The sequence below is a fragment of the Pseudomonas idahonensis genome (assembly GCF_037903935.1).
Taxonomy (GTDB): Bacteria; Pseudomonadota; Gammaproteobacteria; order Pseudomonadales; family Pseudomonadaceae; genus Aquipseudomonas; species Aquipseudomonas danubii.
This window is the reverse complement of the sequence record NZ_CP149586.1, coordinates 804,613-818,034: the sequence shown is the minus strand read 5'-3', so window position 1 is coordinate 818,034 and position 13,422 is coordinate 804,613. Positions and strand designations below refer to the sequence as shown.

The 13,422-nt window shown below is 60.5% G+C and carries 10 protein-coding genes and 1 rRNA gene; 7 read left to right on the top strand and 4 right to left on the bottom strand.

Annotation, left to right across the window (positions count from 1 at the left end):
• Positions 1 to 102 precede the first annotated feature (102 nt).
• The 3 genes from WIN67_RS03665 to WIN67_RS03655 form a co-directional block, all read right to left on the bottom strand.
• Positions 103 to 1,641 (bottom strand): 16S ribosomal RNA (locus tag WIN67_RS03665).
• Positions 1,642 to 2,268: 627 nt separating this feature from the next.
• A complete protein-coding gene (locus WIN67_RS03660) occupies positions 2,269 to 3,762 on the bottom strand; it encodes a CoA-acylating methylmalonate-semialdehyde dehydrogenase (RefSeq protein ID WP_102863050.1) in 1,494 nt (497 codons plus the stop codon).
• A 74-nt stretch (positions 3,763 to 3,836) separates the two neighbouring features.
• A complete protein-coding gene (locus WIN67_RS03655; protein ID WP_102881904.1) occupies positions 3,837 to 5,186 on the bottom strand; it encodes an aspartate aminotransferase family protein in 1,350 nt (449 codons plus the stop codon).
• Between the two features lie 124 nt (positions 5,187 to 5,310).
• Between WIN67_RS03655 and WIN67_RS03650 the strand changes: the two genes are divergently transcribed.
• The 6 genes from WIN67_RS03650 to WIN67_RS03625 all read left to right on the top strand — a co-directional run bounded on the left by WIN67_RS03650 (position 5,311) and on the right by WIN67_RS03625 (position 11,992).
• Entirely contained in the window at positions 5,311 to 6,231 is a 921-nt protein-coding gene (locus tag WIN67_RS03650; protein WP_102863048.1) for a LysR family transcriptional regulator, read from the top strand.
• Between the two features lie 364 nt (positions 6,232 to 6,595).
• Positions 6,596 to 7,264 carry a TetR/AcrR family transcriptional regulator gene (locus WIN67_RS03645; protein WP_339070648.1) on the top strand — a complete coding sequence of 223 codons (669 nt, stop codon included), beginning with the start codon at positions 6,596 to 6,598 and terminating at the stop codon, positions 7,262 to 7,264.
• A 5-nt stretch (positions 7,265 to 7,269) separates the two neighbouring features.
• A complete protein-coding gene (locus WIN67_RS03640; protein WP_102881906.1) occupies positions 7,270 to 7,851 on the top strand; it encodes an IMPACT family protein in 582 nt (193 codons plus the stop codon).
• Between the two features lie 531 nt (positions 7,852 to 8,382).
• Positions 8,383 to 9,948, top strand: a complete 1,566-nt coding sequence (locus tag WIN67_RS03635) for an ABC transporter ATP-binding protein (protein WP_339070647.1) — start codon at positions 8,383 to 8,385, stop codon at positions 9,946 to 9,948.
• Between the two features lie 11 nt (positions 9,949 to 9,959).
• Entirely contained in the window at positions 9,960 to 11,066 is a 1,107-nt protein-coding gene (locus tag WIN67_RS03630; RefSeq protein ID WP_339070646.1) for an ABC transporter permease, read from the top strand.
• Positions 11,066 to 11,992 carry an ABC transporter permease gene (locus WIN67_RS03625; RefSeq protein WP_213664682.1) on the top strand — a complete coding sequence of 309 codons (927 nt, stop codon included), beginning with the start codon at positions 11,066 to 11,068 and terminating at the stop codon, positions 11,990 to 11,992. The genes WIN67_RS03630 and WIN67_RS03625 overlap by 1 nt, the downstream gene beginning before the upstream one ends.
• On the opposite strand, the gene WIN67_RS03620 is transcribed toward WIN67_RS03625, so the two are convergent.
• Positions 11,989 to 12,426: a hypothetical protein gene (locus WIN67_RS03620; protein WP_102881910.1), complete on the bottom strand. Its 438-nt coding sequence runs from the start codon at positions 12,424 to 12,426 to the stop codon at positions 11,989 to 11,991. The genes WIN67_RS03625 and WIN67_RS03620 overlap by 4 nt on opposite strands.
• Positions 12,427 to 12,611: 185 nt before the next feature.
• On the opposite strand from WIN67_RS03620, the gene WIN67_RS03615 reads away from it, so the two are divergent.
• Positions 12,612 to 13,295, top strand: a complete 684-nt coding sequence (locus WIN67_RS03615) for an SDR family oxidoreductase (protein ID WP_102863041.1) — start codon at positions 12,612 to 12,614, stop codon at positions 13,293 to 13,295.
• Positions 13,296 to 13,422: the final 127 nt, after the last annotated feature.

Genomic DNA, 13,422 nt, shown 5'->3' with positions numbered 1-13,422 from the left:
AGCTTGGAGCTATCAGCTTGGAGCTTAAAGCTGCTTCTATCGTCTTCTTCAATGAATCAAGCAATTCGTGTGGGAGCTTATGAAGCAGCTGATGTCGTCGATTAAGGAGGTGATCCAGCCGCAGGTTCCCCTACGGCTACCTTGTTACGACTTCACCCCAGTCATGAATCACACCGTGGTAACCGTCCTCCCGAAGGTTAGACTAGCTACTTCTGGTGCAACCCACTCCCATGGTGTGACGGGCGGTGTGTACAAGGCCCGGGAACGTATTCACCGCGACATTCTGATTCGCGATTACTAGCGATTCCGACTTCACGCAGTCGAGTTGCAGACTGCGATCCGGACTACGATCGGTTTTATGGGATTAGCTCCACCTCGCGGCTTGGCAACCCTTTGTACCGACCATTGTAGCACGTGTGTAGCCCAGGCCGTAAGGGCCATGATGACTTGACGTCATCCCCACCTTCCTCCGGTTTGTCACCGGCAGTCTCCTTAGAGTGCCCACCATAACGTGCTGGTAACTAAGGACAAGGGTTGCGCTCGTTACGGGACTTAACCCAACATCTCACGACACGAGCTGACGACAGCCATGCAGCACCTGTCTCAATGTTCCCGAAGGCACCAATCTATCTCTAGAAAGTTCATTGGATGTCAAGGCCTGGTAAGGTTCTTCGCGTTGCTTCGAATTAAACCACATGCTCCACCGCTTGTGCGGGCCCCCGTCAATTCATTTGAGTTTTAACCTTGCGGCCGTACTCCCCAGGCGGTCAACTTAATGCGTTAGCTGCGCCACTAAGAGCTCAAGGCTCCCAACGGCTAGTTGACATCGTTTACGGCGTGGACTACCAGGGTATCTAATCCTGTTTGCTCCCCACGCTTTCGCACCTCAGTGTCAGTATCAGTCCAGGTGGTCGCCTTCGCCACTGGTGTTCCTTCCTATATCTACGCATTTCACCGCTACACAGGAAATTCCACCACCCTCTACCATACTCTAGCTTGCCAGTTTTGGATGCAGTTCCCAGGTTGAGCCCGGGGCTTTCACATCCAACTTAACAAACCACCTACGCGCGCTTTACGCCCAGTAATTCCGATTAACGCTTGCACCCTCTGTATTACCGCGGCTGCTGGCACAGAGTTAGCCGGTGCTTATTCTGTCGGTAACGTCAAAACAATCACGTATTAGGTAACTGCCCTTCCTCCCAACTTAAAGTGCTTTACAATCCGAAGACCTTCTTCACACACGCGGCATGGCTGGATCAGGCTTTCGCCCATTGTCCAATATTCCCCACTGCTGCCTCCCGTAGGAGTCTGGACCGTGTCTCAGTTCCAGTGTGACTGATCATCCTCTCAGACCAGTTACGGATCGTCGCCTTGGTGAGCCATTACCTCACCAACTAGCTAATCCGACCTAGGCTCATCTAATAGCGTGAGGTCCGAAGATCCCCCACTTTCTCCCGTAGGACGTATGCGGTATTAGCGCCCGTTTCCGGACGTTATCCCCCACTACTAGGCAGATTCCTAGGCATTACTCACCCGTCCGCCGCTCGCCACCAGGTACAAGTACCCGTGCTGCCGCTCGACTTGCATGTGTTAGGCCTGCCGCCAGCGTTCAATCTGAGCCATGATCAAACTCTTCAGTTCAAACATCTTTGGGTTTTGAGAAAACCCTAAACTTGGCTCAGCAATCGTTGGTTACATCTTTGATTTCTCGCGGAGTAACTTGTGATGCTGATAATCTTTTTGACTATCAGTCTGACTCCACAAGCACCCACACGAATTGCTTGATTCAGTTGTTAAAGAGCGGTTGGTTAAGATCTTTCGTCTCAACCGAGGCGCGCATTCTACAGCAGCCTCACTTGCTGTCAAGTGATTTTTTTAAGAAGTTTTCAAAGTTTCCTTTTTAACTTCAACCACTTGCGCTTCCGATCTCTCGTTAGCGGGAGGCGAATTCTACAGCGTTACACGCTGCTGTCAACACCTCTTTTTAACCGCTTTCGACCGAGAGGATCGAATCGTTAATAAGGCGAAAACACACTGCCTTACCAACTGCTTCTGGCTTCGATGAACTGAAGCGTAACCGCTGCCGAAAACCGCGTAACTCGTTGAATCTCAAGGAGTTTTCCGTTTCGACTGCGCCGGAAGTGGGGCGAATTATAGACCTGTAGATTCTGCCGTCAACACTTATTTTCATAAATCTGTCATATCGATCAGAAACGCCCATAAAAGCAAAGGCCGGCCCATCAGGGCCGGCCTTTGTTGTCTCGCTACTTACAAGCTAGGGAAGGCGAACTGCGACGCTTCGTGACTGGCACGTTGCGGCCAACGCTGGGTAATAGCCTTGCGGCGGGTATAGAAACGCACACCATCAGGACCATAAGCATGCAGGTCGCCGAACAGCGAACGCTTCCAGCCACCAAAGCTGTGATAAGCCACTGGCACTGGCAGCGGTACGTTGACGCCCACCATGCCCACTTCAATCTCGTCACAGAACAGACGCGCCGCTTCACCGTCACGGGTAAAGATGCAGGTACCGTTGCCATACTCATGGTCGTTGATCAGTTGCATAGCCTCTTCCAGGCTATTGACCCGAACGATGCACAGCACCGGACCAAAGATCTCTTCTTTATAGATGCGCATCTCAGGTGTTACGCGATCGAACAGGCAGCCACCCAGGAAGAAGCCCTCTTCATGACCGGCAACGCTCAGGCCACGGCCATCCACCACCAGTTGCGCACCGGCAGCGACGCCCTCCTCTACATAACCACTGACCTTATCGCGAGCCTGGGCAGTCACCAGCGGCCCCATGTCCAGGCCACAGGAAGTGCCGGCACCAATCTTCAGCGCCTTGATCTGCGGAACCAACTTGGTCACAAGAGCATCCGCCACTTGATCACCCACGCACACAGCTACCGAAATCGCCATGCAACGCTCGCCACAGGAACCATAGGCTGCGCCCATCAAAGCACTGACGGCGTTATCCAGATCGGCATCAGGCATCAGCACCGCATGGTTCTTCGCCCCGCCCAATGCCTGAACCCGCTTGCCGCGCTTGGTGCCTTCGGCATAGATGTACTCGGCAATGGGAGTCGACCCTACAAAACTCAGCGCCTTGACTTCCGGCGCCTCGATCAGCGCATCCACCGCAGCCTTGTCACCATGCACTACGTTCAGCACGCCCTTGGGCAGACCGGCCTCATGCAGCAGCTCGGCAATCAACAGGGTGGAGCTTGGATCGCGTTCGGACGGTTTGAGGATAAAGCAGTTACCGCAAACGATCGCCAGCGGGTACATCCACAGCGGAACCATGGCCGGGAAGTTGAACGGGGTGATACCGGCCACCACGCCCAACGGCTGGAAGTCGGACCAGGCATCGATGTTCGGGCCGACATTACGACTGTATTCGCCCTTGAGGATTTCCGGCGCGGCACAGGCATATTCGACGTTCTCGATACCGCGCTTCAATTCACCAGCCGCGTCCTCCAGCGTCTTACCGTGTTCTTCACTGATCAGTTGGGCAATGCGTGCCTCGTTCTGCTCCAGCAGTTGTTTGAAGCGAAACATCACCTGGGCGCGCTTGGCCGGTGGCGTATTACGCCAGGCCGGGAACGCGGATTTGGCAGAGTCAATGGCTTGCTGGATGGTTTCACGGCTGGCCAACGGCACTTTATGAATCGCCTTGCCAGTGGAAGGGTTGAATACGTCGCTGCTACGACCGTTGTCGCTGACCAGTTCGCCGTGGATCAGGTGTTGAATCAAACTCATGCGGGGACTCCTGAAAAGGGGGAAGGCGCAGGCACGAAACGCTTCATGCCTGCCTCTATATAAGAAGGATCGAATCAGTCGAGCTTGTTCAGCACTTCGCCAACCGCATCGAACAGACGATCGAGGTCTTGCGGCTTGCTATTGAAGGTTGGGCCGAACTGCAGGGTGTCGCCGCCGAAGCGCACGTAGAAACCAGCTTTCCACAGAGCCATGCCGGCCTCGAACGGACGCACGATCGCATCACCGTCCCTGTGCGCGATCTGGATCGCACCGGCCAGGCCGAAGTTACGGATGTCGATCACGTTCTTCGCGCCCTTGATGCCGTGCAGCGCATTCTCGAAATGCGGAGCAACTTCAGCCACGCTCTGCACCAGGTTTTCCTTCTGCAGCAGATCCAGTGCCGCCAGACCCGCAGCGCACGCCACCGGGTGCGCCGAATAGGTGTAGCCGTGGGGGAATTCCACTGCGTACTCAGGCGTCGCCTGGTTCATGAAGGTCTGATAGATCTCGGAGCTGGCAATCACCGCGCCCATCGGAATGGCGCCGTTGGTGACCTGCTTGGCCACACACATCAGGTCCGGGGTTACGCCGAAGCTGTCGGCGCCGAACATCGCACCCGTACGACCGAAGCCTGTGATCACTTCGTCGAACACCAGCAGGATGTTGTGCTGATCACAGATTTCCCGCAGACGCTTGAGATAACCCTGTGGCGGCACCAGTACGCCAGCCGAGCCAGCCATCGGCTCGACGAAGACCGCAGCGATATTGGAAGCATCGTGCAGTTCGATCAGCTTCAGCAGCTCATCGGCCAGGGCAATACCGCCCTGCTCCGGCATGCCACGGGAAAACGCGTTACTGGCCAGCAGAGTGTGCGGCAGGTGGTCCACATCCATCATTGCCTGGCCGAACAGTTTACGGTTGCCGTTGACCCCGCCCAGACTGGTGCCGGCGATGTTCACACCGTGATAGCCACGGGCACGGCCGATCATCTTGGTCTTGGTCGACTGGCCTTTCAGGCGCCAGTAGGCACGCACCATCTTCACTGCGGTATCAGCGCACTCGGAGCCGGAGTCGGTGAAGAACACGTGGTTCAGGTTGCCCGGAGTCAGGTCGGTGATTTTTTCCGCCAGTTGAAACGACAGCGGGTGACCGTATTGGAAGCCTGGGGAGTAATCCAGGGTGCCCAGTTGCTTGGATACCGCTTCCTGGATCTCTTTGCGCGAGTGACCGGCGCCGCAGGTCCACAGACCGGACAGCGAGTCATAGACCTTACGGCCCTTGTCATCCACCAGCCAGCTGCCTTCGGCGCCGACGATCAGGCGCGGGTCGCGTTGGAAGTTGCGATTGGCGGTGTAGGGCATCCAGTGAGCGTCAAGCTTGAGCTGACTGGCCAAAGATGGAATCGCGGTTTCCGGCATGTTCATGAGCAAAACCTCGCAAGGCAATGAAGCGGCGTAGGAATAAAAGCGTTGTTGCGACTAAGTTGCCACGGCTATAAAGTCGGTGAAATCCAACTTTAATAACCTTCAGTCTGGCATCCACTAAACTATGAGCAGCCGTCGCGCCGACCCGCTGGCGCAAGTCAGCGACTTTGATATCCGCCTGCTGCGAATCTTTCGCAGCGTTGTGGAGTGCGGTGGTTTCTCCGCCGCAGAGACCGTGCTCGGCATTGGCCGCTCGGCCATCAGCCAACAGATGAGTGATCTGGAGCAACGGGTCGGCCTGCGCCTGTGCCAACGCGGACGCGCCGGCTTTTCCCTCACCGAAGAAGGCCGCGAGGTCTATCAGTCGAGCCTGCAACTGCTCAGCGCCCTGGAGAGCTTCCGCACCGAGGTCAACGGCCTGCACCGCCACCTGCGGGGCGAGTTGATCATCGGCCTCACCGACAACCTGGTGACCCTGCCCCACATGCGGATCACCCACGCCCTGGCGCAATTGAAGGAGCGCGGCCCGGACGTGCAGATCCAGATCCGCATGATCGCCCCCAACGAAGTCGAGCAAGGGGTACTCGACGGTCGCCTGCACGTCGGCGTGGTGCCCCAGGCCAGCGCCCTGTCTGGATTGGAGTATCAGCCGCTGTATGACGAACGTTCGTTGCTGTACTGCGCGGTGGGCCATCCCCTGTTCTACGTGGACGACAAGCAACTGGACGATCAGCGTCTCAATGACCAGGACGCCATTGCCCCGACCTTCCGCCTGCCCGCGGAAATCCAGGCCCACTATCAAGCATTGAACTGCACCGCCAGCGCATCCGACCGCGAAGGCATGGCCTTCCTGATCCTCACCGGACGCTATATCGGCTACCTCCCTGACCACTACGCCACCCTCTGGGTGCAGCAGGGCCGGTTGCGCGCGCTCAAGCCCAAGTCGCGCTTTTATGACCTGAGCCTGGCATCGGTCACACGCAAGGGCCGGCGACCCCACCTGGTGCTGGAAAGCTTCCTGGAGAGCCTGGCGGCGACCCGCTAAAAACCGGCAAAGCCCCGTACTCGCATGGCCGCATCGACAACCAGACAAAATGGCCTGAGCACCTGGACCGCTTTTTTGCAAAGACCTCGGCACCTAGAACCTTCAGCCCGAGCTCCACGCCCTGCAGCCAGATGCTTCCCACAGCGGTGAACTGATCCACGGACTCAACGACCGCCGCCCCCCTGGCAGCCCTGCTGATGCACCTGCTGCCGGAAGGTAAAGCCTGCCAAACGACATAAATCCGGCGCCGGAAAAACACAGCCTGAAGGCCCGCTGAAGCTTTTGTCGCGCCAAGGCTTGTCTGATCAACCTGGGTGCGCTATCAACGCACAGGTTGCACCCACAGACTTGCTCGGAAACCTCCATGACCTTTGAAGTCCCCGCCCACAGCACTCCTCACCCAGGCAAACCCGCCAGCCGCATTCGGCAGAAGAATGAAGAGGCCATCATCCAGGCCGCCGAGGACGAGTTCGCCCGTCACGGCTTCAAAGGCACCAGCATGAACACCATCGCGCAGAAGGCCGGCCTGCCCAAAGCCAACCTGCACTACTATTTCACCAACAAGCTGGGGCTGTACATCGCGGTGCTGAGCAACATCCTCGAACTCTGGGACAGCACCTTCAACACCCTCACCGCCGAGGATGACCCGGCGGAGGCCCTGACCCGCTACATCCGCGCCAAGATGGAATTTTCCCGTCGCCAGCCACAGGCCTCGCGGATCTTCGCCATGGAAATCATCAGTGGCGGCGAATGCCTGAGCGAATACTTCAGCCAGGACTACCGCGCCTGGTTCCAAGGCCGGGCCAATGTGTTCCAGGCCTGGATCGACGCCGGCAAGATGGACCCGGTTGACCCGGTGCACCTGATCTTCCTGCTCTGGGGCAGCACCCAGCACTACGCCGACTTCGCCACCCAGATCTGCCGCGTCACCGGCAGCAGCCGCCTGACCAAGCAGGATTTCGAAGAGGCCGGCACCAACCTGATCCGTATCATCCTCAAAGGCTGTGGCCTGACTCCCGCCCAGAAAGACTGACGCTCATGCCCTTTACCCTGGCCGGCCTTTGCGAGTACCGCGAAGAGATTCGCAAAAGCCGCTTCATCACCTTTGCCGCGCCCATCACCAGCGCGGTCGAGGCCCAAGCCTTCATCCAGCAATACAGTGACCTCAACGCCTCCCACAATTGCTGGGCATGGAAGCTGGCCGATCAGTACCGCAGCAACGACGACGGCGAACCTGGCGGCACCGCCGGACGGCCGATCCTTGCGGCCATCGAGGCCCAGGATTGCGATCAGGTAGCCGTGCTGGTGATCCGCTGGTACGGCGGCATCCAGCTGGGCACTGGTGGCCTGGCCCGGGCCTACGGCGGCGGTGCCAACAAATGCCTGCAAGGCGCCGAACGCATCGCCCTGGTCAACCGCATACCGCTGCGCTGCGCCTGCAGTTTCAGCGAGCTGGCCCTGGTCAAGTTGCGGATCGCCGAGCTGGGCGGACTACTGGTCCAGGAAGACTTCACCGCCCATGGCGTGGAGTTGCAACTGGCCCTGGGCGAAGAGCAGATCGATACCCTGCAACAGCAGTTGGCCGACCTCAGCCGCGGACGCATCCTCTTGCAGCGCTGAGCGCACCAACCCGGCCCGAGCACCTTGTGCATAACCCGGCAGAGCCTCCCGCAGTTGCCCACATCTGCTGTGCACCCGACTGTGGATAACCTGAGCACATAGCGCTGTAACCCTTCTGTAACGTGGCTTTGCGAGCTTTGTTCATTTTTTGCCCAAAGTTCCTCCAGTGGACTTTTTTGCAACGTAAAACAGCAAGTTAGAGTGGTTTATCGCGGTTGGAAGGCAAGGCTGCCGGGCTTATGCCCAAGTTCCAGGCTTGCACACAAATACTGTGGAGCAAGCTGTGGATAACCCGTGCAAGGCTGCTCCAGCCGCTGACGGCACAGGGCCTGCAGGCCACTGGTCATTTTTTGCTCAGTTTGCCGCGGACAAAAACAGAGCCCTTTCAAACACTTTGCCCCGAAGTGGTGCCCGGTATCCGCCTTCTCCGACAGTTCAAGGGGCACTCCAGGGCGGCGCCTGAGCTTTCCTGACCTACTGGCCAGGAAATTGCTTTATCCACAGCAACAACTCCAATCCCCTGAGCCCGTCATGCCAAATTCCGCTGTGCCCATCGCACAAACTCCGCGCCTGCAACTGCGCCAGATCAGCAAGCGCTATCCCGGTTGCCTGGCCAACGACGCCATCGACCTGAGCATCGCCCCAGGTGAAATCCAGGCCCTGCTCGGCGAGAACGGCGCCGGCAAAAGCACCTTGATGAAGATCATCTACGGGGTGATCCAGGCCGACTCGGGGGAGTTGATCTGGCAAGGTCGGCGTCAGCTCATCAGCAGCCCGGCCCAGGCTCGCGGCCTGGGGATCGGCATGGTGTTCCAGCACTTCTCATTGTTCGAAACCCTCAGCGTCGCGCAAAACATCGCCCTGGCCATGGGTTCGGCGGCCGGCACGCCGGGCCAGCTGGAAGGCAAGATCCGCGAAGTGTCCCAGCGCTACGGCATGGCCCTGGAACCCCAGCGCCTGGTGCACAGCCTGTCCATCGGCGAGCGCCAGCGAGTGGAGATCGTGCGCTGCCTGATGCAGGACATCCGCCTGTTGATTCTCGACGAACCCACCTCAGTGCTGACCCCGCAAGAGGCCGAAGAACTGTTCGTCACCCTGCGCCGGCTGGCGGCCGAGGGCTGCAGCATCCTGTTCATCAGCCACAAGCTCGCCGAAGTCCGCGCGCTGTGCCACAGCGCCACAGTACTGCGGGGCGGCCGGGTGGCCGGCCACTGTCGGCCGGCCGAATGCTCGAACCAGGAACTGGCGCGACTGATGGTGGGTGACACGGCGGCCCTGCTCGCCGACTACCCCAAGGTCAGCGGCGCTACCGAATTCCTGCAGATCCGCGAGTTGAGCTGGCACAACCCCGATCCCTTCGGCTGCTCCCTCAAGGCCATCGACCTGAGCCTGCGCAGTGGCGAAATCGTCGGCATCGCCGGGGTCGCCGGCAATGGCCAGGACGAACTGCTGGCCCTGCTCAGCGGCGAGCAACGCCTGGCTCCCGGTGAGGCCCAACGCATCTGCCTGGCCGGCCAGGCCGTCGGCCATCTCTACCCCGATGCAAGACGCCGAAAGGGGCTGGCCTTCGTCCCCGCCGAACGCCTGGGGCAAGGTGCCGTGCCGGAACTGAGCCTGGAAGACAATGCGCTGCTCAGCGCCTTTCAACAGGGACTGGTCCGCAATGGCCTGATTCAAAGAGCCAAGGTCCGCGCCTTGGCCGAGAAAATCATCCAGCGCTTCGGGGTCAAGACCGGTGATGCCCAGAGCCCGGCCCGCAGCCTGTCCGGCGGCAATCTGCAGAAATTCATCCTCGGCCGCGAGATCCTCCAGCAACCGCGCTTGCTGATCGCCGCGCACCCGACCTGGGGCGTCGACGTGGGTGCCGCTGCCACCATTCACCGGGCACTGATCGCCCTGCGCGATGCCGGCGCGGCGATCCTGGTGATCTCCGAAGACCTGGATGAACTGCTGCAGATCAGCGATCGCATTGCTGCCCTCTGCGGCGGTCGTCTCTCGACGCCCAAAGCCTGCGCCGACACCTCATTGGTCGAAGTCGGCGCCTGGATGGCCGGCCACTTCGAAGCCGTCCCTTCTACCCCCGCCCCGGCGGTTTAACGGAGTCGTCCATGCTGCTTTCACTCGAACCTCGCGGCCGCCAGTCGCGCCTGATGCTCTGGTGTTCCCCTCTTCTGGCCGCGCTGCTGACCCTGAGCTGTGGTGCCCTGCTGTTCATGGCCCTGGGGCATGACCCGCTGCTGACCCTGCACACCCTGCTGATCGCCCCGGTCAGCGACCTGTACGGCGTCTCGGAACTGCTGGTCAAGGCGCTGCCGATCCTGCTCTGCGCCCTGGGCCTGGCAGTGGCCTACCGGGCCCGCATCTGGAACATCGGCGCTGAAGGCCAATTGCTGCTCGGGGCCCTGGCCGGCAGCGCCCTGGCGGTCAACCTCATCGAGTTGCAAAGTCGCTGGGCGCTGGTACTGATCCTGCTCACCGGCCCCCTGGCCGGAGCCGCCTGGGCCGGGCTCACCGCCTGGTTGCGCACGCGTTTCAACGCCAACGAAATCCTCACCAGCATCATGCTCAACTACATCGCCCTGAACCTGTTGCTGTATTGCGTACACGGCCCATTGAAGGACCCCGCCGGGTTCAACTTCCCCGAGTCGGCGATGTTCGGCGACGCCAGCCGCTTGCCACAGTTGATGGAAGACGGTCGGGTCCACGCCGGGGTGTATTTCGCCCTGCTGGCCCTGGTGGCAGTCTGGGTACTGCTGCAGAAAAGCTTCGTCGGTTTCCAGATCAAGGTCCTCGGGCTGGACACGCGCGCCGCAGGTTTCGTCGGCTTTCGCCAGCAGCGCCTGATCTGGCTGGCGCTATTGATCAGCGGCGCCCTGGCAGGGCTGGCCGGGGTCTGTGAAGTCACCGGCCCCATCGGCCAACTGGTGCCGCAAGTCTCCCCCGGCTACGGCTATGCGGCGATCACCGTGGCCTTTCTTGGACGCTTGAACCCCATCGGCATCCTGTTCTCCAGCCTGCTCATGGCCCTGCTGTACATCGGTGGCGAAAGCGCGCAGATGAGCCTCAACCTGCCCCAGGCCATTACCCAGTTGTTCCAGGGCATGATGCTGTTCTTCCTCCTGGCCTGTGACGTACTGATTCTCTATCGGCCGCGCCTGAACCTGCGCTGGGCACGCCGCGACACGCCCCTCAGCGCAACCGCCGGAGCCCTGTAATGGATATCGATCTGCTGAGCAATATTCTCTACGCCATGGTGCGCTGCGGCACGCCCTTGCTGCTGGTGGCCCTGGGGGAACTGATCTGTGAAAAGAGCGGCGTCCTCAACCTCGGCCAGGAAGGCATGATGCTGTTCGGCGCGGTGATAGGTTTTATCGTCGCCCTCAACAGCGGCCATTTGTGGCTTGGCGTGCTGCTGGCAATGGCGGCGGGAATGCTGCTCTCGGCGCTGTTTGCCCTGGTGGCTCTGCTGTTCAACGCCAATCAGGTGGCTACCGGGCTAGCGTTGACCATCTTCGGGGTCGGCCTGTCGAGCTTTGTCGGTGCGGCCTGGGTCGGCAAGCCACTGGCCGGGTTCGAACCGCTGGCGCTGCCATTGCTCAGCGACATCCCGCTGATCGGCCGCATGCTGTTTGCCCAGGATCTGCTGGTGTACTTGTCTTTCGCGCTGTTCGCCCTGGTGGCCTGGGTGATCCTCAAGAGCCGGGTTGGCCTGATCATCCAGGCCGTCGGCGAAAACCCCGACGCCGCCAGCGCCATGGGCCTGCCGGTGCTGCGGGTGCGCACGCTCGCGGTGCTGTTCGGCGGCGCCATGGCCGGGTTGGCCGGGGCCTACCTGTCCCTGGCCTACACCCCGATGTGGGCCGAGAACATGAGCGCCGGCCGCGGCTGGATTGCCCTGGCCCTGGTGGTGTTCGCCAGTTGGCGCGTGTGGCGACTGTTGCTCGGCGCCTACCTGTTCGGCCTGGCGAGCATCCTGCATCTGGTGGCCCAGGGCCTGGGGCTGGCGATACCCTCCAACCTGCTGGCGATGCTGCCGTATGCCGCCACCATCCTGGTGCTGGTGCTGCTATCGCGCGACGCCTTGCGCACCCGTTTGTACGCACCGGTTTCCCTGGGGCAGCCGTGGCAGGCGGGGCATTAAATGACCGGCGCACGCCCGGCTGCAGCCAGCTTGCCGACGTCGCCTTTGACCGGCAGCAACTGCGCCACGCACCAGGCCAGCTCGAAAACCAGGAACACCGCGATCAATGCCGTGGCGCCGTGCATCAGGGCGTACCCCAGCCAGGTGGCAAACAGGAGGCGCCCCACCGCGTCATAACGACCAAACGCCTGCTGCGGATCACGAATCCGCAGCACCGACCATACGCAGACAATCGACCCCATGAGGTTGGCCATCAGCAGGTGCATCGGCTCGAACGGAGGCAGGCTACCGGGCAGATTGAAGGCCTGGACCGCGCCCTGCAGCAACTCGTGCAGGGCCATGAAACTCCAGGGGGTGACAAAGGCCAGCGTCACCAGCAAGTCGTACCAGCCGCTGGCGCGGACCAATTTTCGGTAGTGTTCGGTCGTCCACATAGGAAGTGCTCCATCAACTCAAGGAGCGCGCAGGCTAAAGCCTGGAGTATGCTCCAGGGTCAAGCCCTTTCGAGCCCCATGCATGTGCATCGGAGAACTGGGCCAGTTGCGCCACGAGCTGCAACTGCGGCTGGGACAAGCCTGTCCATTGAATCCGTGATCCTCATTTATCAAGGAACCTCATCATGTCCACGGCAAAAACCGCACTGATCATCGGCGCCTCCCGGGGCCTGGGCCTCGGCCTGGTACAACGCCTGCTGGAAGACGGCTGGCAAGTCACCGCCACCGTGCGCAACCCGCACAAGGCCGAGGCCCTGCAGGCACTGGGCAAGGTGCAGATCGAACAACTGGACATGGACGATCAGCAAGCGGTGATCGCCCTGAGCCAGAAACTCAAGGACCAGGTGTTCGACCTGCTGTTCGTCAATGCCGGGGTCAAGGGCCCGGACAACCAGCTGCCGGGCCACGCGACCCTGGCCGAAGTCGGCCAGCTGTTCTTCACCAACGCGGTGGCGCCGATCAACCTGGCCCAGCGCTTTGTCGGGCAGATCCGCAAGGACAGCGGCGTGCTGGCGTTCATGAGTTCGGTGCTAGGCAGCGTGACCATGCCGGACGCTCCGGAGCTGGCGCTGTACAAGGCCAGCAAGGCGGCGCTGAATTCCATGACCAACAGTTTCGTGACTCAGTTGCAACAGAAGCTGACCGTGCTCTCGCTGCACCCGGGCTGGGTAAAGACCGACATGGGCGGCGAAGGCGCCGACATCGACGTGCAAACCAGCACCCGTGGGCTGATCGCCCAGATCAACGCCTACACCGGCAAGGGCGGCCATCACTTCGTCAACTACAAGGGCGAAACCATTCCCTGGTAAGCCCGAAACCTCTGTAACCGATGCCCCTGGCAGCGCTTGCACAGCGCGGCCAAGGCTCTGCAACGGGGGGCAAACCGCAAGTTTTGTCCCCCGGCACATCTTTCGCTAGACTGCGCACCTCGCCCCT